Here is a 21,140-nt window from a genome sequence, read left to right as displayed (position 1 = left end):
GCCTGTAGCGCCAGTAGCGCCTTGAGCGCCGGTAGCGCCTTGAGCGCCAGTTGCGCCTGTAGCGCCGGTAGCGCCTTGAGCACCAGTTGCGCCTTGAGCGCCGGTAGCGCCTTGAGCACCAGTTGCGCCTTGAGCGCCGGTAGCGCCTTGAGCGCCGGTAGCACCAGTCGCGCCTTGAGCGCCGGTAGCGCCTTGAGCGCCGGTAGCGCCAGTTGCGCCAGTTGCGCCAGTTGCGCCTTGAGCGCCGGTAGCGCCGGTAGCGCCAGTTGCGCCTTGAGCACCAGTTGCACCAGTTGCACCAGTTGCGCCGGTAGCACCAGTCGCGCCTTGAGCGCCGGTAGCACCAGTCGCGCCTTGAGCGCCAGTCGCGCCGGTAGCGCCAGTTGCACCTTGAGCGCCGGTAGCGCCTTGAGCACCAGTCGCGCCTTGAGCGCCGGTAGCGCCTTGAGCACCAGTTGCGCCTTGAGCGCCGGTAGCACCTTGAGCACCAGTCGCGCCAGTGCAGCCTGTAGCGCCAGTTGCACCTTGAGCGCCGGTAGCGCCTTGAGCACCAGTTGCACCAGTTGTGCCTTGAGCGCCGGTAGCACCTTGAGCACCAGTTGCACCAGTTGCACCAGTTGCACCAGTCGCGCCTTGAGCGCCGGTAGCGCCTTGAGCACCAGTTGCGCCAGTGCAGCCTGTAGCGCCAGTTGCGCCAGTTGCGCCTTGAGCGCCGGTAGCGCCGGTAGCGCCGGTAGCGCCGGTAGCGCCTTGAGCGCCGGTAGCGCCGGTAGCGCCTTGAGCGCCGGTAGCGCCGGTAGCGCCGGTAGCGCCTTGAGCGCCGGTAGCGCCTTGAGCGCCGGTAGCGCCGGTAGCGCCGGTAGCGCCGGTAGCGCCTTGAGCGCCGGTAGCGCCTTGAGCGCCGGTAGCGCCTTGAGCACCAGTTGCGCCTTGAGCGCCGGTAGCGCCTTGAGCACCAGTTGCACCAGTAGCGCCTTGAGCGCCGGTAGCGCCTTGAGCGCCGGTAGCGCCTTGAGCGCCGGTAGCGCCTTGAGCGCCGGTAGCGCCGGTAGCGCCGGTAGCGCCTTGAGCACCAGTTGCGCCTTGAGCGCCGGTAGCGCCTTGAGCACCAGTAGCGCCTTGAGCGCCAGTTGCACCAGTAGCGCCTTGAGCGCCGGTAGCACCTTGAGCACCAGTCGCGCCAGTGCAGCCTGTAGCGCCAGTTGCACCTTGAGCGCCTGTAGCGCCTTGAGCACCAGTTGCACCAGTTGCACCAGTTGCACCAGTTGCACCAGTTGCACCAGTAGCGCCTTGAGCACCAGTTGCGCCTTGAGCGCCGGTAGCGCCAGTTGCACCAGTCGCGCCTTGAGCACCAGTCGCGCCAGTTGCACCTTGTGCCCCTTGAGCACCAGTCGCGCCAGTTGCACCTTGTGCCCCTTGAGCGCCAGTGCAGCCTGTAGCACCCTGTGCCCCTTGAGCACCAGTCGCGCCAGTTGCGCCTTGAGCACCAGTCGCGCCGGTAGCGCCTTGAGCGCCGGTAGCGCCTTGAGGGCCTACATTACCGTGGGAACCATGAGAGCCGTGGGAACCGTGTGAGCCATGAGTTCCGCAGGAGCCGCCAGTTCCGTTGCTGCCATTAGAACCGCCAGTACCGTTGGAGCCGCCAGTGCCGCCGTTGGAACCACAGTTATTATTCTGACCTCCTTGGTTGCCTTGGTTATTCTGCACTTGTTGCAGCAATTGGATGATCATGTTGAGCAGTGCCATCATCAGCGTGGACTGGCTGTCACCACCACACATACCTAACAGGCCACCCAGCCCTCCCATGCTGGAAGTGGAACCCGTGCCGGAAGTTGATGAAGTGTTGCCGTAGCTGTTGTTGCAGCTATTGGTAGACGTAGTATTTTGCGTATTCAAGTTAAGCATTCTTTGCTCCTTTGCTTTTGAACCATGAGTCGGTTGAAGTCATTCCAACCTGTTTTTTACCTGCTGATGGTTTGCACAGGCGGGCTGTGCCGAGTGGTGGCTTCAGAGTTCCTTTCCGAAACCTGGGCCATGAGCGCCATCAGCGGATAAATGCTTTTCTGTGAGCACACGATGGGGTTTGTGGCTCATCTCCATGTGTTTTGGAGTATGAGTCAGGTTTTTTGAGCGTGTTTATGTGGCAGGGATAAATGCGCAAAAGTGTCTTACGAACGGTTTGTAGCGTTTTACTGCTCCATTTGTCTGGAAGCGTGTGAGATGGGGTGCGTCTGCAATGGATAATGTTTTACATGATTAATCAGGTGTGCGCCTTTCATGCAACTTCCAAAAAATATTGATATTGATGATGCGTTGACCCAAGCGGTCTGGAAGTTCAATTTCCGGCCTGACTTGTATGTGCATGAGAGCTGGTTGAAGGCGATGCCGGAAGGCGAAGTCCTCCAGCGTTTGGTAGGTGTGCATTCCACCAACAGCCGTGTGCCCCACTATATGTTGACCCGTTTGGGGGTTGCTGAAAGTGTGTTTTTTGACTTCCGTAGCCCGCTGTCACAAATTGCGCTGTGGGGCGGCGAGGATATTAAGCAGTTGGTCGAGTATCTGGGGGCGGTGTTGTACGCTGATTTGGCGCGGTTGGTCATTACGCGGGAGGACATTACCCGCTTACGGCACATTGTCGGCGAAGATTTATACGCATTCATGCAACAACGTGCGCCCGTCTTAACCCACAAGGTCGGTAAGCCCCCTGCTTTTCCGGGCAAAATGGGGTTGAGGAACCGCATGGCCTTGGCGGGGTTGCTGTGTTTGCGGGCGGCATTTAACCGTTTCCCGGATGCTTTTTGGAAGCGCTTAATGTTTAAGTTGGAACGTGACTGGTACGTGCAATGGAAACGCCACGCCAGATTCGGGGGGGCGTGGGATCGGGCGTCGGGTGAATGCGCGGTGTTGGTACAGAAAGTTGCCATTGAAATAAAAATAGGTGTGGGACGTGATGGAAAAATTCTTTTCAATTAAACCGTTGGGGGCGCAACTGCATTCAGGGCAACAAATCTTGAAGGCGGCTGATTATGAGCAAATGATGACCTATGAGCAGCTTTTGCAACAGCTTGAACAGCGCTACCGGCAACGCGAAAAAGTGGCAGCCGTGGCGCTGGCAAAATCCATCCAGCGGGGTTTGGAGGAGGGTAAAGGCCGTGCCAGCCAACAGGCGGCAGAACAGATGGTGTTATTCGCAGGGCGGGTTAACGACACGCTTGCCAAATTGGAAGATGAGTTGGTCGAACTTGTTACTACGGCGGTGCGTAAGGTAGTGCGTAATCTGGATTTGGATGAGCGCGTGCGGGAAGCCGTGTCGGGCGGTTTGGAGCTGGTACGCGGTAGCCACAAATTATTGGTAAGGGTGCATCCACACCAACAAGCAGCAGTGGCGGCACAATTGGATGCGATTCCGCACCGTTTCAGTAGCTTGGAAGTGGTGGGTGATGCCCAGTTGCAGCCTGATGATTGTATTTTGGAATCGGATATTGGCATCGTCAATGCCGGGTTGGAGCAGCAGCTTCAGGTTATTGAGCAAGCTCTTCGGATGGCTTTTTTCCGTCGTGAAGCTGGATGATTTCTTTAAGTTTTTCCAGCTTGATATTAGCTTGGCTAGAATGCTGGCGGGCTACCTCGACTTGTGCGTTGGCAGCCTGTAGGGATTGGTATATGGCATTCAGTTCTCCCCGTAACGCTTCTTCTTGTTTGCGAAACTCTTCCAGTTCGGCGTGATAGTGCATCAGCATCGCGGGGTTAAAGGGCTGGTTTTGCAGGCTGGCAAACAGGGCATCCTGATGCGTTAGCCGCCAGAGCTGGAAGTCAGCCAGTTGTTGTTCCTTTTGTCGCACGTTGATTTGCCAGTCAGCCAGTATCTGCCGTTGGGTTTGCAATTCAATAAAGCATTGCTCCATGCGGCGTTTACGTAGCTTTTTCAGCTTTTCCAAATCCATCACTGGCCTGCCAGTTGCAGCAATTGCATCGCTGTCGTATTGAAATGGGAATGTTCATGCGGCGGCTGTTTCAGGAATGCTTGAATAGCACCCATCTTACGGATAGCTTCATCTGCCAGCGGGTCGGAACCGTGTTTGTATTCCCCAACCCGCAGCAAAAACTCAATTTCCTTGTATTTGGCGAGCAGGTTACGGATGTGGGATGCGGCAGCGCGGTGTTCGGGGGATACCAGTTGCGGCATGATCCGGCTCAGGCTGGCGAGTACATCGACGGCAGGGTAGTGGTTGGCGGCGGCTAAATCCCGCGAAAGCATGATGTGCCCATCCAGCAGGGAACGCACTTCATCCGCAATTGGGTCACTCATGTCATCACCTTCCACCAGCACGGTGTAAAAGGCGGTGATCGAACCGACCGCTGAGTTGCCCGCGCGTTCCACCAGTTTGGGCAATTCGGAAAACACGGATGGCGGGAAACCTCGGCGTGCAGGCGCTTCCCCAGCCGCTAGCCCGATTTCACGTTGGGCGCGGGCGAAACGGGTGAGCGAGTCCATCAACAGCAGTACACTTTGCCCCCTGTCGCGGAAGTATTCGGCAACAGCAGTGGCAACGTAGGCGGCTTTCAGGCGTTCAATCGCAGGCCGGTCGGAGGTGGCAACCACCATGATGGTTTTTGCCATGCCTTCCTTGCCCAGTGCTTCCTCAATGAATTCGCGCACTTCGCGCCCACGCTCGCCGATCAAGGCGATGACGTACACATCGACATCGGCGTGGGTAATCAACATGCTCAGCAGCGAGCTTTTGCCAACCCCCGCACCGGCGAAAATACCAATGCGTTGCCCGATCCCGCAGGTAATCAAACCATCCAAGGAACGGATGCCCAGCGATAAGGGGCGGCTAACCCGTTGGCGTGACAAAGGGTCGGGCGGGTTGGCGTAGATGGGGTAACGTTCGGTCAATACTGGGTGGACGGCATTGCCGTTTTCTTGGATGCGCCCGATGCCATCCAACACACAACCCCGCAGGGCTTCACCAACGGGGACTTCCAATATCTTGCCAGTGGTAATGACTTGGGTGTGGGCGGAAACACCTTGCATGTCACCAATCGGAGCCAGCAGGGCAATATTTTGTTCAAAACCGATCACTTCGGCGGGAATTTCACGCAAATCACCGGGATTCCTGAGCAAGCACAATTCCCCCAGTTTGACACGCGGGACAATCGCCCGCACCACGGTTCCGGTAACTTGCACGATACGCCCGTGGAGCACCAGCGGTTGGCAAGCGTCCAGCGCGGTGCGCAGGTGGGTGGTCAGTTGGCGGAAGTTAAAGGTTTGGTAGTTCATGTCAGGCGAATCTCACCGACAGGGTTCAGTGAAATATTGGGCGTCAGTTCGGGAATGGAAAGCACTGGCAGCCCGCTGAAACCGATTTCGATATGCCGCCGTACATGCCGCCGCAGTTCCAAGCTCGTGAGGATGACTGGGCGCACGCTATCCCCGCTATGGTTAGCCTCCAATTCGCGCAAGATGTTGGCAAATTGTTGGGTTATATCGGGAGATAGGGCGAAAAATACCCCCGCTGGTGTTTGGCGCAGGTTATTTTGCAGCAGTTTTTCCGTTTCAGGCGCAAACATATAGACCGGCAGTACGCCCGTGCCATTGGTGAAAGCGTAAGAAATCTGGCGTTTCAGGCTGATGCGTACCCGTTCAGCGAGCATTCCGCTGTCTTTTTCGATTTCGCCGTACTCGACCAACGTTTCCAGCACTTGGCGCAGGTCGCGGATGGAAATGCCTTCGCTCAACAGCCGCCGCAGTACATCAACCGCTTTGGTGGTGTTGACGGCGCGTTGCGCTTCCCGCACCAGTTCCAAATAGCCTGCTTGTTCGAGCTTGCCGTAGAGGGTGTGTACTTCTTGTATGCCAATGAATTCAGCAGCATGGCGACGTAACAGGTAGGCCAAATGGTATCGGATGGTTTGGATATTATCGGGAGTGTTCGGGTGTGTGCCGGGAACCAGTTCCGCATTGCCGGGGCTTGGGCTGGGTGCGGGCATTTCCGGCGGCATGGCAGCATTTTGTTTGGGGGTAAGTTTGCCCTGCGCAACCGGCACGCCACGGATGGAAATGCGGTAAGCATCAGCTTCCAGCGGGGTGGAAAGGCGTAGGCTGATGCCGGGGATGGGGACGCCCAAATCCAGATAGAATTCCCGGCGCAATTGCACGAATTCCTGATTCAGGGCTTCCGGGGCAATCAGGGCTTTGGCTTGGGTGGGTAACTCAACCAAAACTGGCGACAGCGGGCGCATTTCTTCGGTTGCCAGTGTGGCTTCCGTACCAGCAAGTTGGGCGGATTTGCCATAGGCTTCTTGCCCGATAACGGTGGTCACTTCGGCGGCGGCAAATTCCATGCGGTTTTGCACTTTGCGTAAGGCAAACCCGGTAATGCCTAGCAAGATGCCTAAAAACAGGAAAACGGTGGTGGGGAAACCGGGTATTGCGCCCATCGCCGCAACAATGCCGGAGGCTGCCAGCAGCGCACTGGGTTGTGCGAGTAATTGTTTGCCGATGTCGGAGCCGAGGTTGCTGTCTTCATCAACCGTGATGCGGGTGACAATAATCCCAGAGGTGATGGAAATGAATAAGGCGGGTATTTGTGTCACCAAGCCATCACCAATGGTGAGGATGGAATAAAGCTGGAGGGCGTCGCCGATGCCCATGCCATTTTGTAATGTGCCAATCGCCAAGCCGCCGATGATATTGACCATAATAATGATCAGTCCGGCAATGGCATCGCCTTTGACGAATTTCATTGCGCCATCCATTGAGCCGAACAACTGGCTTTCCAACGCCAGATTTTCACGCCGGTGGCGGGCGTCTGCCAAGGTGATGACGCCTGCCCGCATATCGCTGTCGATACTCATTTGTTTGCCGGGCATGGCGTCCAATGAAAAACGGGCGCTGACTTCCGCAATGCGTTCTGAACCTTTGGTGATGACCACGAATTGCACAATGGTGATGATCAGGAATACCACTAAGCCGACAATCAGATTGCCGCCGACGACAAATTCACCGAATGTTTGGATGATTTTACCGGCATCCGCTTCCAGCAAAATCAAGCGGGTGGAGGCAATGCCCAAGGAGAGGCGGAACAGTGTGGTAAGTAACAGCACAGATGGGAACGAGGCAAACGCCAGAGGCGTGGGGATATAAATGCCAACCATCAGTAACAGGATGGCGATGCCCATGTTAAAACCGATCAGCAAGTCGAGCAGCAGGGTAGGCATTGGCAGGATCATCATGGCGATGATCGACACCAACAGCAAGGCCAAAGCTACGTCGCTGCGGCGTGTCAATGATTTCAGGAAGGCTTGGGTTTGACCGGACTGCATGGGGAAAAGGCTCCTGCTGGGGGGTTAGGCCACCTGATTGAGTGGCGTGACATACAGGGTTCGGTCATTGATGGCAATGATCCTGACTTGGGTTTGGGGTGGGCAATCTGAGCCTGCCAGTTGCCAGAGCTGGTTATCCAGACGGGTGCTGCCTTTGCCGTCGGTAATGCCCTGTTCGAGCGTGATGACTTGCCCGATGAAATGTTTGCCGGGGTATTCCGTAAGCAGGGTTTGCAGTGTCAGCACAAGGTCGGTCAGCAATGGCGCGGATAATACGCCCAAGACGATCCATAGCAATTGCCAGCGCCAGATGCCATCGGGGTTAAGTAACATGAGTAATCCGGTCAGTCCTGCACCAATACCCAGCCATTTCAGCCAATCGGAAACGAAGCGCTGCTGGTAATAAAGCCATAGGCTGTTTTGTTGCTTGATGTGCTGGGCGGTACGGAAAACCACGTAGTGCGCCTGCGCCCGCAGGTTGGTTTGCTTTACATTTTGCCAGCCGTCTCGCAAACGTTGGGCAAAGGTTATCTCTTGCTTTTCTTGTTCCATAATACCCTCATATAGCAGTCTGGCGCATGGCTTGGGCAACCCGTGAGATGGTGCTCTCAGGTATGTATTGGTCGATTTTTCCCTGATCCGCCAAGTCCTGCGCAAGGGTCGGGTTACTGGCAAGCGGGACGTTTTGCCGCATGGCAATCTCCACCATCTTGCGTGCCATCATGCCTTTGCCAATGGCAACAATTAACGGCAGTGGCGTAACACCCGGTTCGTATTGCAACGCAATGGCCATGCCCATGTCGAGGATAATGAGACGGGCTGTACGGATACGCTGCTGAATGTCCTGTTCTGCCAACTCCCTGCGTATCCCGTGGCGGGCTTCCCGGACGTGGGGGTCGCCATAAGAATCTTTGAGTTCGTGTTTGACTTCCTGCTTGGTCATGCGCTGGTCTTTGAGGAATTGCGAGCGTTGGAACAGGTAGTCAAGTACCGCCAGCAGCACCAGTATCGGCAAGATGAACAGGATCAACTGGCGGGTCAGGTGTTCGATGACGTGTTGTTGGCAGACGACATCGCACTGTTCAACCGCGTGCAGCAATTCTTTCAGGCCAGTGCGTAACACCATCAGCAGGACGCCGCCGACAATGGCAGTTTTAAGTAGTGAAATCAGGGTGGTAACGAACTGTTTGGTGGAAAATATCCGTTTGAAGCCGTGGGAAAAGCTGATTTTGTCCGGGTTGGGGATGATCGACTCGGCTGAAAACAAAAAACCGAACTGCACGATATTGCCTAAAATCCCCGCAATAAGCATGGCGACGGAAAAGGGGATGGCTATGGCAAACAGCCCCCGTTGCAAGATCGAATCAATGCCAACCAGAAGCGCTTGATGGAACTCCAGCGTGTAAAGCTGTGGCACAATCAGGAACATTTCTTTCAGTTGTTCTACTGTCCAATCCCACGAAGCCCAGATGTACAGCACCGCAACCACCAGCACAAAGGTGGATGGGATGTCGGTGCTGCGGGCAACTTGCCCTTTCTCGCGTGCTTTGTCTAATTTGCGTGGCGAGGCTTTCTCTGATTTTTCTTGGCTACTTTCCCCGCTCATCGTAGCAAGGCTTCCAGCGTGGGTAAGGCATCCCCGATTTTGAGGAAGCTGTTTTTCATGTAATCGGCGATGAACAGCGTATAAAGAGCCAGCATGAAAAAGCTCACACCGCTTTTGATCGGCATGGCGATCAGAAAAATGTTCAGTTGCGGCAGGTAACGCCCCACCAGCCCAGAGCCAAGGTCAACCAGAAACATGATGCCAATGAACGGCCCTGCCAGCAGCAAGGTGGTATACAGCAGCAAATCCAGTTGTTTTAGGAAGAAATCGGCAACTTCAAGGCTCATGCTGAACGCGAATTGGTCAAGAGGCCAACTCTGGTAACTGAGGAACAGGGTTTGCAGCAGCGTCATAAACCCGCCCGTGACCAATAGCAGGGTGGTCAGCAATAAACTGAACAGATTGCCCAGCGGGGAAACCATATTGCCGGTGGTATGCGAGAAAAATAGCGCACTCATGACCCCGCGCTGCATGTCGATCATGAACCCCGTGGCCTTGATTGCCCAAAACGGTACGCTCAAAACATAGCCCAATAGCAACCCCAGCACGCCTTCTTTCACCACGATTGCCAGCATGTTCAGGCTGCTGAGGTCAATGTTAAGGAATTGTTCGTGGGTCAGCGGCAACACATACAAAGACAGGATCAGCAGGATGCCGTTACGCAACGTGGTCGGGACGACCGGATCAGTGAGGATCGGCAGCACCGCGAATGCCACCAGTATCCGGGGGGCGGTGAATGCCCATGCCATTAACCAAGACTGGATGACGCTGGGTTCCATCAGTGGTGACGGATCAGGGGGATCTGATCAAAGGCGTTTTGGGTGAAAGTGAATAGTTCCGGCCCCATCCAGCGCACGGTGGCGGCAATGGCGAACATAATGGCAATCAGCTTGAAGCCGTGCGGTAAGGTTTGTTCCTGAATCGAGGTTAATGCCTGCAACAAGCCAATGATCAGCCCCACGATGGTTGCGGCAAGAATGGCTGGCATGGACAGGTACAAGACTAGTTGCATGGCTTGCGCGGTGTAGTGGACGATCTCTGTCTCATTCATGGCTAATAACTCAAGATCAAACCGTGGATTAGGCGCGACCAACCATCCACCAGCACGAACAGTAACAGCTTGAATGGCAAGGAAATAACCATTGGCGACACCATGATCATGCCCATTGAAATCAGCACATTGGATACGATCAGGTCAATGATCACAAAGGGTAGGAACAGCAAGAAACCGACCTGAAACGCATTGGTTAATTCACTGACCATAAACGCTGGGGTTAAGACCAGCAAATGGCTGGGCGTAATGGATTGGGCGTATTTGGCAGGCCAGATTTTTTGGGTGGTCTGGACGAAAAACTGCCGTTCGCTTTCACTGGAATGCTTAGTAAGAAAATCGCGTAAGGGGTTGCTGCTGGCGTCCAGCGCGTCCAGTAGTTGGGGGTTGCGGATGTCCTCAATGTTGATGTTGTGGGTGTTGAAAATTTCATAGGTTTCCATCGCCACGGGAGCCATGATGTAAATCGACAGGATGATGGCAATGCCGCTGATGGCGATGTTCGGCGGTTCCTGCTGCAAGCCAAGCGCACTGCGGATTAGGTGCATGACAATCACCAGCTTGACAAAGGAACTGATCATGATGGCAATGAACGGGGCTAGCCCCAATAAGGTCAGGGCTGTTACCAAAATGACTGGATTGGGTAAGCTTTCCATGCCTCAGTTGCCTTTGGCTTTCTTACTGAACAAGTTGAGGATGCGGATGCCGACCCGTCCGTTGATTTCAATCAGTTCCCCCGAACCAATCAGGCGGTTTTGTGAACGTATCTGCACAATTTCAGGCAGGGTCATGCCCAGTTCCAGTATATAACCGGGACGTAACTGCCTGACTTCATTGAATGACAAGGTTTTTTGCCCGAGGTCGAAAGAGAGTTGCACAGGTACTTGGCTGATGTGTTCAATGTTTTGTTTTTGTTCATTATCGCTCATGGGTCTCCACTCGCTGTTGATGGTTAAAGCGGTTTTTTCGCGGGAGGTAAAGCTGGCTTCGCAGTAGTAACCTGAGTCAATGCACAGTTTGACCATGCCGTGCTGGTGGAAACGGGTGTCTTCCAACAGGATCAGGTCGGAGGCTTGTAGCTGGTTGACTTCCTGCATGGTCAGTACGCTGCGGCTGATTTCTAGGCGTAGCGGGGTGTGGTGTTCTTCCCAATCGGGATTGGAGTCAGAAGGCCAGAAGCGCAAGCGTTCTTGTACGTGCGGGTACAGTTGCGGGTCAAGCAATAGCAGGCCAGTGCCTTGATATAGCACGGAATTATCCACCGTGGACATAATCTGCATTTCAAAACCAAAGGGCATGGAATACAGCGGGCTTTGTAATCCGGCAGACATGGATTGGATGCCAAGTTTCAGCCCAAGCCCTTGTTCGGCTTCACGTAACAATAATCCGAGTGCATTTTCCACGACGCTGATCGAAAGGTTTTCCGGTAGTTTTGGCAGCATATTGTCGGGGACAAATTGGTTGATGCGCTCTTGCAAGGGCCAACTGGTAAGCCATAGCCCAGCCGTTGTGTTACCCAGTTCCAGTGTTAGGCTGATGGGGCAGATGCTTTGGGTGCTGATGTCACCCGGCGTCATGCGGAAACGGAAAACTTTGCCTTCATCGACTTGGAATCCATAGCCTACAGTTTTGTTTAGCAGCAGGTTATTCAGACGCACCGCGTGCACAGCCAGCTTGGGGAGCCGTAGGGGTTTGAGGTGAGTTTTCGGGGTATCCATTCTTATTATTGTTCCCAATATCGGCCTTGATGTTCATGACGTTAGCTATCCAAGTAGCACTATAAGGGCTTGTGGGGCTAGGAGCTTGTGTTATTGGATAAGTGGGGGGGATCAGCGGATAACTTGGTTTTGGGTATCGCTGGCTTCCATTGGGTAGCGTTTCTGGTGCGTTGATCTGGGGGCGGTAGACGTGTGGGGCGGGATGGCTAATATTGAGCGTGTCTATATGCTGCCGTGATTATTTGATATGGGTAAGAAATGTTTGGTGTCGGGTTGGATTGTTTTTTTATTGCTGTTTTTCAGTGGGGTTGCTGTCGCTTCACCAATTTCGTGGAAAGAGGATAGCTATTCACACTTTTCTGATCAGGAGCCATTGACTGATTTGCTGAAAACATTTGCAGCCTCCCAAGATATTCCGATCGTGGTCAGCCCTAAGGTCAAGGATGTTGTCAGCCTGCATTTCAAACTCAGGAAGCCTGTGGACATTTTTCAGGAACTGGTCAAAACCTACGGGTTGATCTGGTATTACGACAAAGAAGCCTTGTATGTCTACAAAGAGGACGAGGTGCAAACCGCATCTGTCAGCCTCAAAAAAACCTCCCCGGCAGAGTTCACCAATTCCATGAAGCGTTTGGGCGTGCTGGAAGACCGTTTCCAATGGGAAATTTCCGAGGTGGACAACATCATTTACTTTACGGGGCCTGAGCGTTTTGTTAGCTCGGTGCTGGACATGGCGCAGGTGATGGATACCCAGAGTCTGGAGAAGCGGCAGGTGTACCGATGGAAGGATAAAAATGGTGTGGTTAACTTTAGCTCGGAAGACCCGGTAGGGAACATGGGTTCCTCGTGGGATGTGAAAACCGGCGACAAGTTTCCGGGTTTCGATATGGTTGATGTCGTCAAAAATAAAAAATAGGCCAACTTATGCCAGTCCAGCACACAGCGTTTATTTTGAAAGTCCTGAGCGGTATTAATGCCGGGGCTTCCGTCAGGTTGAAAATCGGGAGTGTCGTTATAGGACGCTCCATGAACAGCGACATTATCCTGCATGATGAGGCCATTGCTGACCAACATGTGCGTTTACAGATTACGCAAAGCGGTATCACTTTGCAGCCGCTTGCCCGCCCTGTTTTTGTTGAGGAGGTTGATGTCGCCCCTGAGGGGATAGGTTTGCAACCCTACCAGACGGTCAGGTTGGGGAATGTTGAATTCATGGTGGTGGATGCGCAGGGCGGCGGCGCAAAAGTATCTGCCGCGTCCAGTCCAGCGGTAACTAGCCGCCCACATCAGGCTGATGGACAAGTCGCATCCTTGGGGGGCAAAGCGGATGTTATTGCCGAACCGGATAAAAAACCCACCCCTAAAAAATCTTGGGGTAGTGGGACGTATGCAGCGATTGGTTTAGCCCTGTTGTTATTGGGCAACCTCATTTTCTTTGCGCCACAACTCAGTGGCTTGCTGGAACGTTCTGGGATGGTGGATTCTGCTGAAAAGCGTGCCAGTGCCTTACTGGAAAGTTTAGGGAGGCAGGATTTTAAGTTGCAGAAAGAGGCAGATGGTTCGGTCAGTTTACGGGGCTATAGCCGTACCACGGTGGAGCGGAATACCCTGATGCAACAGATACATGACGCCGGGATTCAGGCCAATGTGCACATTTGGTCACAGGAAGAAATGGCTGATAGTGCCGCAACGATTGCCCGTTCTTTGGGCGAGTTGGGCATCAAGATGGGTTCCGAAGGGGTGGATGGCAAGCTGGTGGCACAAGGGTTTGTCAGTCAGTCTGGTGTCTGGGATCGCGTCAAGGCCGTTATCTTGAGTGATGTGGGTGGGGTGCGTGCAATTGATGATGCCAAACTCCAGTCGATGGACGGTTATATGGCTTCTTTTGTGCAGTTCGTCGAGAAAAACGGACTTTCCGGCAGGCTCAAAATTACGACGGATGGCAAGAAGGTTATAGTTAAAGGCGAACTGACGCAGCAAGAGGTCGAAAAGGTCGGCAGTTTGCGCAAAGAGTTCATTGATACTTACGGAGTGGGGCCTGCCATCGCTCTGGACGTTACCGATGTACGTGCGCGGATTAAGTTGGCTATCCGCAGTGTTAGTGTGGGAAAGGCACCATTCATGGTATCTAAGGATGGAAAAAAGTATATGGAAGGATCGGCGATAGGTGATAATTATTTTGTTAAATCCATTGCGCCAGATCATGTTGTATTAATTAATAACGGAATGGAAATACCTTTTTATTATGGTATTGAGGAGGGGAGGAAATGATGATGCTGCAAATCGAGCGCAATCTGAGAAATGATGTGTCCGGTATTTACAAAAATGAACTATTGGACAAATTTAACCAGGCAGCTTCACAAGTCCGGTTTGAATTGAACCAAGGGGTCTCCCCTGATGAATACGACAAGTTGAACAGTTTTTTACAGGCAGTGGAAGCGAGTTGCGAGGTCGTTGAGCAGTTTTGGGCGAATACTCATTAATGGGACGTCTGAAAGATGGGCATGGAACGCAATGTTTATACAGGAAGTAGTGAATTCCCTGCGTTTGATGTTAGGCATCGGGAATTTTTTTTACGGATGATTAATTTTTAGGAGAAACTAAATGGATACAACAGCAGTAAGTACTTCAAGTACTAGCCTGAGTTCTATTGATTCAGCGCTGGCTAGCACGCAGAGCATGATGCAAACAGCAATGGCCCAACAGCAGCAAATGAACCAGATGAAAATGGAATTTGATTGCATCATGACTCAGTTGGCAATGCAGTCCTCAGTTGAAGAAAAACTGACGAGTACCATGGAACGTCAAGCAGGCCAAATTGCCCAGTAATGGCAGTTCTGTTGTTTGAGTGAACCCCAGTGATGCCAGATGCTTTTTTGGCATCACTGCTAAAAGCTAATAAGGAATATAAAAATATGCAAGCGAGTAGCGAGTTACTTCAATTAATGTCAGAAGTTGGTTATCTGGCCTGTTTCAAAGGGGACGTTGGGCGCTCACAGATTATCATGGATGGTGTCGAAGCAATCGGTATTGAACAGATACCTATCAAAATGGGTGTTGCCATCGCTAAGGTTTATGCAGGCCAATATGACCAAGCGATCCATATTTTGCGTGACCAAGTGCTGCTGCGCGAGCCTGACCACATGAGTGCCAAGTGCTTTTTGGGGATAGCCCTGTCACAGAAAGGGCAAAAAGCAGAAGCCAGAGAGTTACTTGAAGATGTGGTCAAGCGCGGCAACCCAGACGAAAGTGTCATTGCTTCTGCTTACCTGAGCCTTTAAGGAGAAATCGTATGCTTGATGCCAGCGTCTTGTTTAGCCCTGTGGATCAGATGGGTGGTGTTGCGAAGCCGCAAGCGCTGCCTTCCCCCTCTGCGCAGGATGTCATGCGTTTCGAGCATATTTTGAATCAGGGAACTGCCGGGACAGATGCTGTCATTCCGGCAACCCAGCAAGATACACAGCTTTTGCAATTAAAGCCTACCGTTGAGCCGGGCACGACGGATTTCAAACAGGCCGCGATCAATACTATCTCGGATATTGATGGTTCTTATCATCGGATGCTTGACCAACTTTCCAATATGCCCAAATTCAATGAGTTCATGGCGGAAAAACTGGGTTCACCCGAGAAAAGCGGGATGCGCACCTACCCCGAGGTAAGCGCCGAGCGTGCTGGCGATGGGCAGAAACAATTGCAATCAATGGTGAAAAATTCCCAAGACTACATGGGAGCCACGCTGGAATATAACAGCATGATGACCCACTGGTCGATGAATGCCAATATGTGGATGGGTAAGTTCAGCCTTATTTCCTCTGCTGTCAACCAAGTGGCGCAAGGTTTCAAAACCCTGTTCCGAACCGGAGGCTGATGCTTCCAACCCAGCGGCAATGCGAGGCCGGATATGACAACCATAAGTAAAAAGTTATTCCCTGTCGTCTGCTTGGGGTTGCTAGTCCTTTTAAGTGGCTGTAAGACCGAGTTGTACAGCAAACTGGAAGAGAGTGATGCGAATTCCATGCTGGCAATCCTGCTTAATAACAAGATTGAGGCCGAAAAGACGGTAGACAAGAAAGCGGGAACCTATTTCCTGCACGTTGAAGAATCTCGTATTCCACAAGCAGTTGCCTTGTTGCGTGAGCACGGCTTCCCTAAAGAAAAAGTCGTCAGTATGGGTGATATGTTCAAGAAAGAGGGGCTGATTTCTTCCCCGCTGGAAGAACGGGCGCGTTTCATTTTTGCACTTTCACAGAGCGTGCAGGAAACCCTCAGCCAAATTGATGGCGTATTGGTGGCGCGGGTTCATATTGTGTTGCCGGAAAATAATCCGATAGGAGAGACGGCACAGCCTTCCTCTGCATCAGTTTTCATCAAATACAACCCCGCTTACCGGATTGAGGACATGAAGTCCGAAATCAAAATGATCGTGGAAAAGAGCATCGAAGGTTTGAGTTACGACAAAGTGTCGGTGGTGCTGGTTCCTGCCCAATTGCCCGCTGCCGCTCAGTAAAGTTCGGATTCACCTGCTGGGCGGGTACGGAACAGTTTCAGCAGCCACATGTATTGTGCGGGGTTGCGGCGGATCAGTGCTTCCAGCGCGGCATTGGCGGCAGTGGCATCCTGTACAGCATTGTTGCTGGGGAAGTTTCCCAGCGGCGGTTCGATGGTAATTTCGTACAGCCCGGTGGCTGGGTTGAAAAAGACTGCCAGTGGTATGCACACCGCATTACCCAACTTGGCAAGACGGGCAGTGGTGGTTAGGGTGGCTTTGGGGGTATTGAAAAAGGGTGCGAATACCGCGTTTTTTAAGCCCAAATCTTCATCCGGCAGGAAGAAAAACAGCCGTCCCGGTTGCAGGCTGCGGATGACTTTCAATAGGCCATCGTCACGGGTCAGCATGAATTCGGAGTAGGTGCGGCGGCTACGGTTCACCAAGCAGTTCAGTACTGGGTTGCTGAGCGGTTTGGAAAAACCGAACATGCTGTAATGTCCTGCCAATATTGCTGGGGCAAACTCCAGCCACGCGAAATGTGCCGTTAACAAGATGATGTTTTGCCCTGCATCTACCGCACGTTGCAGGTGTTCTAGCCCAATGATCTGTTGGCGTTTATCCAGATAATGGCGGGAGCGGAACAAGAGCAAACTGTAATCCAGCAAGGCATTAGCGTATGCGTGTAAATGTGCTTGCGCTAGTTGTTCGTGTTGGGATTCGCTTTGTTCCGGGAAACACAGCCGTAAATTGGTCAGGATGACCGTGCGGCGTTTGTGGTTGTGGCGGTATAACCAGCCGCCGATGTGTTTGCCCAACCAGCGGCGAGCTTGCCAGGGCAACCACGCAAGGATCGCGAACAAGCCGACGCCAACCCAAGTAAGCCAATGCTTGGGAGCTAGCAGGTGCAGGCTCATTTTTTTGCACCCATGTCGGTAGCACGTTGCAGGGTCAGTTCGGCCTGTTTTTGTTGGGTAGTCTCGCGCCACTCGGGGGAGGTTTCCGCCCAGCCTTGGGTATGTTGCTGGATGATGTCGGCAAGTGCGTGGATGTGTTTGGTATTGGCATTGAGTGCCGGGATGTAGTGGTAGTTTTCCCCGCCTGCGTGTTGGAAGTATTCGCGGTTTTCGACCTGAATTTCTTCCAAGGTTTCCAAGCAATCCGCCGCGAAACCGGGACAGATCACGTCAACCTGCTTGATGCCTTCACTTGGCAAGGTTTGCAGGGTTTTGTCGGTGTAGGGTTGCAACCATTCTGCTTTGCCGAAACGCGATTGGAAGGTGACGCGCCATTCGTGCGGTTTCAGGTTTAAGGCTTCTGCCAGCAAGCGGGCGGTTTTATGGCATTCGCAGTGGTAGGGGTCGCCCAGTGTCAGGCTGCGCTTGGGGATGCCATGAAACGACATCAGCAACAGTTCGCCGCGTGGGTACTTTTCCCAGTGTTCCAACACGCTGCTGGCAAGGGCTTCGATGTAGCCGGGGTGGTCATGGTAATGGTTGACCAGCCGCAATTCGGGCATCCAGCGCCAACGCTTGAGTTCGTCGAATACTTTGTCGAAAGTGGTGGCAGCGGTGGCGGCACAGTATTGCGGGTACAGCGGCAGGATCAGGATGCGCCGCGCCCCGGCTTCCTTGAGTTTGAGCAGGCCGGATTGGATGGAGGGCTTGCCGTAGCGCATTGCCAGTTCGATTTTGACCGGGCCGTCAAAGCGGATGTCGATTTCTTTCTGCAAGGCTTTTTGTTGTTGCAGGGAAATGTCCATCAGCGGGGAACCGTTTTCCGTCCACACCCCTTGGTATTTGGCGGCGCTGGCAGCCGGACGTTTGTTGAGGATGATGCCGTACAGGATGGGATACCAAAAGACACGCGGGATTTCCACCACACGTTGGTCAGACAGAAATTCTTTCAGGTAACGGCGCAGACTGGGCGCATCCGGTGCATCTGGCGTGCCGAGATTCACTAGCAAAATGCCAGTACACTCGGATTTACCGTGAAAATAGTCTTTTTCATTGAGAAATCGGCTCATGGTATTATCCCTTTTTTCCGCGTGAAGGATAAACCATGTTGCCTGACCTGCAAACACTCGCACACACGATACGTGATATTGCCCGCGAAGAGATTTTGCCGCGTTTCGAGCATGTGGGCTTTTCGGTCAAACAGGATGGCAGTTTATTGACCGAAGCGGACTTGGCAACCAACCAGTGCATCCGCGAATTCCTGCACACAAACTGGCCTGAAATTGCTTTCTTGAGTGAAGAAATGGAACCCGCCGAACAGGACGGCTTGCTGCGTGATGCCGATGCACTGTGGTGTCTTGACCCTCTGGATGGAACCAGCAATTTTGCTGCTGGAATTCCGCTGTTCGCGGTGTCGTTGGCCTTGTTCCGGCAGGGCGAAGTGGTGTTGGCGCTGACTTACGACCCGATCCGCGATGAAATGTTTACCGCACAACAAGGGCAGGGCGCGTGGCTTAATGGCAAACGTTTACAGTGCCAGCCCAGCGGATTTGCTTTGCGCAATGCCGTGGCAATCGTGGATTTCAAACGGCTTTCCCCGCAGTTAAAGCAGGCGCTGATGCTCAATTCACCGTATGGTTCGCAGCGTAATTTGGGCAGTTGCGCACTGGAATGGGTGTGGATGGCGGCTAACCGGGGGCAGTTATACTTGCATGGCGGTATGAAATTGTGGGATTTGGCGGCAGGCACGCTGATTTTGGCGGAAGCGGGCGGTTATGCCAGCACGTTGCGGGGTGAAAGCGTGTTCCGTGCGTCGATGGAGCCGCGTTCGGTGGTGATTTCCCCCGACCGGGAATTATTTGCGGCGTGGTTTCGCTACTTGCAGGAAAACCAGTAAGCCATGCCTAAGACCCTGCATCCGATTGGCATTTTTGATTCCGGCTTGGGCGGGATTTCGGTATTGCGCGAAATCCAGCGTTTATTGCCAGCCGAAGACTTGATCTACGTGGCGGATTCCGCCCATGCGCCGTATGGCAGTAAGTCGCCGGAGTACATCCGTGAGCGCAGCAAACGGGTGGCTGATTTCCTGCTGGAACAACAGGTGAAAGTGCTGATGGTGGCGTGTAATACCGCGACAGTTCATGCGGTCGATCATTTGCGCGAAACTTTGCCGATCCCGGTGGTGGGGATTGAGCCTGCGGTCAAACCTGCTGCCCGTATGACCGCAACCGGGGTGGTGGGGGTTTTGGCGACCCAACAAACGGTCAATAGCCCGCGTTTGCATCGTCTAATCCGTGAATATGCCAGCGAAGTGCAGGTGATTGCGCAGGCGTGCCCCGGTTTGGTGGAGCATGTGGAGGCGGGGGATTTCAGCAGCGAGGCGGTGCGCCAATTGCTCAAGCATTACACCTTGCCGTTGCTGGAAGCGGGGGTGGATACCTTGGTGTTGGGCTGTACCCATTACCCATTCCTGTCGGAAGCGATTCACGATGTCACGCACGGCAGGATGACGGTGTTGGAAACCAGCACCCCGGTTACGCACCAATTAATGCGGGTGTTGGCGCTGCACGGTTTAGGGCGTGCGGAGGGGCGGCAGGGTGAAGTGCAGTTTTTTTCGGGGCGTCAGGATGAGCAGCACTTAATCAGTATGCAAATGCTCTGGCAGCGGGCGGTCACACCGCAACCACTGCCAGAGCCTTACCGTTAACGGCTTTAGATTGCCGCGAACGCTTGCTCCAAATCGGCGATGATGTCGTCGATATGTTCGATGCCCACGCTGAGGCGGATGGTTTCTGGTCGGACACCCGCACGCAATTGCTCGTCTGGCTTCAATTGGCGGTGGGTGGTGGATGCTGGGTGGCAAGCAAGTGATTTTGCATCACCGATATTCACCAAGCGCTTGATCATTTGTAACTGGTCGTAGAATTTCACGCCTGCTTCAAAGCCACCGTTGATGCCAAAGGTCATCAGTGAGGCCGGTTTGCCGTCGAAATATTTCTGTGCCAGTGCGTAATACTTGTCGCCTTCCAATGCGGCGAAGTTGACCCACTCGACTTTAGGGTGGTTTTTCAGGTAGTTGGCAACGGCAATCGCGTTCTCGCAGTGGCGTTCCATACGCAGCGCTAAGGTTTCCACCCCTTGCAGGATCAGGAAAGCGTTAAACGGCGACAAGGCTGAGCCGGTATTGCGCAATGGCACTGTCCGCGCCCGCCCGATGAACGCTGCCGCGCCCAAGGCTTCGGTGTAAACCACGCCGTGGTAGGAAGGTTCCGGCTGGTTCAATACCGGGTAACGCTCTTTGTGTTCTGCCCACGGGAATTTGCCGGAATCAATGATGATGCCGCCCAGTGAGTTGCCGTGGCCTGCGATGTATTTGGTCAGGGTGTGGATTACGATGTCAGCGCCGTAATCAATCGGGGTGCACAATATCGGGGTGGCAACGGTATTATCCACAATGACCGCGACGCCGTGCCGATGTGCGGCGGTGGCAATGGATTCGATGTCGACGACATTACCCGCTGGGTTGCCGATGGTTTCGCAGAACACCGCTTTGGTTTTGGCGTCGATCAGTTTTTCAATCGCTTCTGCGCTGTCGTTTTCGGCGAAACGCACGTCAATGCCTAACTTGGGCAGCATGTGCGCAAACAGGGTGTATGTGCCACCGTACAATTGTGGGGTGGTGACGATATTATCGCCCGCTTCCGCCAAGGTGAGGATGGCGTAATTGATCGCTGCCATGCCGGAGCTGGTCACTAAGCCCGCGAGGCCACCTTCGAGTGCGGTGATGCGCTTTTCCAGAACATCGTTGGTGGGGTTCATCAAGCGCGTGTAAATATTGCCCGGAACTGCGAGGTTGAACAGGTCTGCCCCGTGTTGGGCATTATCGAATTCGTAAGAAACAGTTTGGTAAATCGGCACAGCGACGGATTTTGTCGTTGGGTCAGTCGTGTAGCCAGCGTGTATTGATAGGGTTTCTTTTTTCATCAGTGATCCT

Annotated in this window: 25 protein-coding genes; 12 read left to right on the top strand and 13 right to left on the bottom strand. The window is 53.6% G+C overall.

What is annotated here, in order from left to right; translation table 11 throughout:
• On the bottom strand, nucleotides 1-1,487 hold a 1,487-nt coding region (locus PHE17_RS17590), incomplete at its 3' end, for a hypothetical protein (RefSeq protein WP_301017217.1).
• 91 nt (nucleotides 1,488-1,578) lie between these two features.
• Between PHE17_RS17590 and PHE17_RS17585 the strand changes: the two genes are divergently transcribed.
• From PHE17_RS17585 to sctL, 3 genes are all read left to right on the top strand, one after another.
• A complete protein-coding gene (locus tag PHE17_RS17585) occupies nucleotides 1,579-1,785 on the top strand; it encodes a hypothetical protein (RefSeq protein WP_301017216.1) in 207 nt (68 codons plus the stop codon).
• Between the two features lie 492 nt (nucleotides 1,786-2,277).
• Nucleotides 2,278-2,973 (top strand): SctK family type III secretion system sorting platform protein, encoded by a 696-nt coding sequence (locus PHE17_RS17580; protein ID WP_301017215.1) that lies wholly within the window; start codon nucleotides 2,278-2,280, stop codon nucleotides 2,971-2,973.
• Nucleotides 2,951-3,571, top strand: a complete 621-nt coding sequence (gene sctL, locus PHE17_RS17575) for a type III secretion system stator protein SctL (RefSeq protein WP_301017214.1) — start codon at nucleotides 2,951-2,953, stop codon at nucleotides 3,569-3,571. The genes PHE17_RS17580 and sctL overlap by 23 nt, the downstream gene beginning before the upstream one ends.
• Here the strand turns inward: sctL and PHE17_RS17570 are convergent.
• From PHE17_RS17570 to PHE17_RS17530, 9 genes are read right to left on the bottom strand one after another with little or no spacing between them, the layout of a single operon-like run.
• Nucleotides 3,522-3,944: a YscO family type III secretion system apparatus protein gene (locus PHE17_RS17570; RefSeq protein WP_301017213.1), complete on the bottom strand. Its 423-nt coding sequence runs from the start codon at nucleotides 3,942-3,944 to the stop codon at nucleotides 3,522-3,524. The two genes, sctL and PHE17_RS17570, sit on opposite strands and share 50 nt — an antisense overlap.
• Nucleotides 3,944-5,284 carry a type III secretion system ATPase SctN gene (gene sctN / locus PHE17_RS17565; protein ID WP_301017212.1) on the bottom strand — a complete coding sequence of 447 codons (1,341 nt, stop codon included), beginning with the start codon at nucleotides 5,282-5,284 and terminating at the stop codon, nucleotides 3,944-3,946. The genes PHE17_RS17570 and sctN overlap by 1 nt, the downstream gene beginning before the upstream one ends.
• Nucleotides 5,281-7,329: a flagellar biosynthesis protein FlhA gene (locus PHE17_RS17560; protein ID WP_301017211.1), complete on the bottom strand. Its 2,049-nt coding sequence runs from the start codon at nucleotides 7,327-7,329 to the stop codon at nucleotides 5,281-5,283. The genes sctN and PHE17_RS17560 overlap by 4 nt, the downstream gene beginning before the upstream one ends.
• A gap of 24 nt (nucleotides 7,330-7,353) precedes the next feature.
• Nucleotides 7,354-7,881 (bottom strand): NfeD family protein, encoded by a 528-nt coding sequence (locus tag PHE17_RS17555; protein ID WP_301017210.1) that lies wholly within the window; start codon nucleotides 7,879-7,881, stop codon nucleotides 7,354-7,356.
• Nucleotides 7,882-7,888: 7 nt separating this feature from the next.
• The gene (locus PHE17_RS17550) at nucleotides 7,889-8,935 is read right to left on the bottom strand and encodes an EscU/YscU/HrcU family type III secretion system export apparatus switch protein (RefSeq protein WP_301017209.1); all 1,047 of its coding nucleotides are present in this window, start codon (nucleotides 8,933-8,935) and stop codon (nucleotides 7,889-7,891) included.
• Entirely contained in the window at nucleotides 8,932-9,714 is a 783-nt protein-coding gene (sctT, locus tag PHE17_RS17545; RefSeq protein WP_301017208.1) for a type III secretion system export apparatus subunit SctT, read from the bottom strand. The genes PHE17_RS17550 and sctT overlap by 4 nt, the downstream gene beginning before the upstream one ends.
• Entirely contained in the window at nucleotides 9,714-9,986 is a 273-nt protein-coding gene (gene sctS, locus PHE17_RS17540; protein WP_301017207.1) for a type III secretion system export apparatus subunit SctS, read from the bottom strand. Before sctS ends, sctT begins: the two co-directional genes overlap by 1 nt.
• 2 nt (nucleotides 9,987-9,988) lie before the next feature.
• Nucleotides 9,989-10,642 carry a type III secretion system export apparatus subunit SctR gene (gene sctR / locus PHE17_RS17535; protein ID WP_301017206.1) on the bottom strand — a complete coding sequence of 218 codons (654 nt, stop codon included), beginning with the start codon at nucleotides 10,640-10,642 and terminating at the stop codon, nucleotides 9,989-9,991.
• Nucleotides 10,643-10,645: 3 nt separating this feature from the next.
• Nucleotides 10,646-11,704, bottom strand: a complete 1,059-nt coding sequence (locus tag PHE17_RS17530; protein WP_301017205.1) for a FliM/FliN family flagellar motor switch protein — start codon at nucleotides 11,702-11,704, stop codon at nucleotides 10,646-10,648.
• Between the two features lie 265 nt (nucleotides 11,705-11,969).
• Between PHE17_RS17530 and PHE17_RS17525 the strand changes: the two genes are divergently transcribed.
• From PHE17_RS17525 to sctJ, 7 genes are all read left to right on the top strand, one after another.
• Nucleotides 11,970-12,620 (top strand): hypothetical protein, encoded by a 651-nt coding sequence (locus PHE17_RS17525; RefSeq protein WP_301017204.1) that lies wholly within the window; start codon nucleotides 11,970-11,972, stop codon nucleotides 12,618-12,620.
• An 8-nt stretch (nucleotides 12,621-12,628) separates the two neighbouring features.
• Nucleotides 12,629-13,975, top strand: coding sequence for a type III secretion system inner membrane ring subunit SctD (sctD, locus tag PHE17_RS17520; protein WP_301017203.1), 1,347 nt, complete (start codon nucleotides 12,629-12,631; stop codon nucleotides 13,973-13,975).
• Nucleotides 13,972-14,187 carry an EscE/YscE/SsaE family type III secretion system needle protein co-chaperone gene (locus tag PHE17_RS17515; RefSeq protein ID WP_301017202.1) on the top strand — a complete coding sequence of 72 codons (216 nt, stop codon included), beginning with the start codon at nucleotides 13,972-13,974 and terminating at the stop codon, nucleotides 14,185-14,187. The genes sctD and PHE17_RS17515 overlap by 4 nt, the downstream gene beginning before the upstream one ends.
• A gap of 121 nt (nucleotides 14,188-14,308) precedes the next feature.
• Complete coding sequence (locus PHE17_RS17510) at nucleotides 14,309-14,533, top strand: hypothetical protein (protein WP_301017201.1); 225 nt, start codon at nucleotides 14,309-14,311, stop codon at nucleotides 14,531-14,533.
• 86 nt (nucleotides 14,534-14,619) lie between these two features.
• Entirely contained in the window at nucleotides 14,620-14,985 is a 366-nt protein-coding gene (locus PHE17_RS17505) for a tetratricopeptide repeat protein (RefSeq protein WP_301017200.1), read from the top strand.
• Nucleotides 14,986-14,996: 11 nt separating this feature from the next.
• Entirely contained in the window at nucleotides 14,997-15,572 is a 576-nt protein-coding gene (locus tag PHE17_RS17500; protein ID WP_301017199.1) for a hypothetical protein, read from the top strand.
• 33 nt (nucleotides 15,573-15,605) lie between these two features.
• Nucleotides 15,606-16,211: a type III secretion system inner membrane ring lipoprotein SctJ gene (gene sctJ, locus PHE17_RS17495; RefSeq protein WP_301017198.1), complete on the top strand. Its 606-nt coding sequence runs from the start codon at nucleotides 15,606-15,608 to the stop codon at nucleotides 16,209-16,211.
• Here the strand turns inward: sctJ and PHE17_RS17490 are convergent.
• Nucleotides 16,205-17,107, bottom strand: coding sequence for a lipid A biosynthesis acyltransferase (locus PHE17_RS17490; RefSeq protein ID WP_301017197.1), 903 nt, complete (start codon nucleotides 17,105-17,107; stop codon nucleotides 16,205-16,207). The two genes, sctJ and PHE17_RS17490, sit on opposite strands and share 7 nt — an antisense overlap.
• The gene (hemH, locus tag PHE17_RS17485) at nucleotides 17,104-18,216 is read right to left on the bottom strand and encodes a ferrochelatase (protein WP_301017196.1); all 1,113 of its coding nucleotides are present in this window, start codon (nucleotides 18,214-18,216) and stop codon (nucleotides 17,104-17,106) included. Before hemH ends, PHE17_RS17490 begins: the two co-directional genes overlap by 4 nt.
• A gap of 35 nt (nucleotides 18,217-18,251) precedes the next feature.
• On the opposite strand from hemH, the gene PHE17_RS17480 reads away from it, so the two are divergent.
• Together PHE17_RS17480 and murI are read left to right on the top strand one after the other, a co-directional pair.
• Nucleotides 18,252-19,043, top strand: a complete 792-nt coding sequence (locus tag PHE17_RS17480; RefSeq protein ID WP_301017195.1) for an inositol monophosphatase — start codon at nucleotides 18,252-18,254, stop codon at nucleotides 19,041-19,043.
• Between the two features lie 3 nt (nucleotides 19,044-19,046).
• Nucleotides 19,047-19,853, top strand: coding sequence for a glutamate racemase (gene murI / locus PHE17_RS17475; RefSeq protein ID WP_301017194.1), 807 nt, complete (start codon nucleotides 19,047-19,049; stop codon nucleotides 19,851-19,853).
• Nucleotides 19,854-19,858: 5 nt separating this feature from the next.
• Here the strand turns inward: murI and PHE17_RS17470 are convergent, their stop codons facing one another.
• Nucleotides 19,859-21,130 carry an O-acetylhomoserine aminocarboxypropyltransferase/cysteine synthase gene (locus tag PHE17_RS17470; RefSeq protein WP_301017193.1) on the bottom strand — a complete coding sequence of 424 codons (1,272 nt, stop codon included), beginning with the start codon at nucleotides 21,128-21,130 and terminating at the stop codon, nucleotides 19,859-19,861.
• Nucleotides 21,131-21,140: the final 10 nt, after the last annotated feature.

The sequence above is a fragment of the Thiothrix sp. genome (assembly GCF_028714775.1).
Lineage (GTDB): Bacteria > Pseudomonadota > Gammaproteobacteria > Thiotrichales > Thiotrichaceae > Thiothrix.
This window is presented reverse-complemented; position numbering and strand designations above follow the sequence as displayed.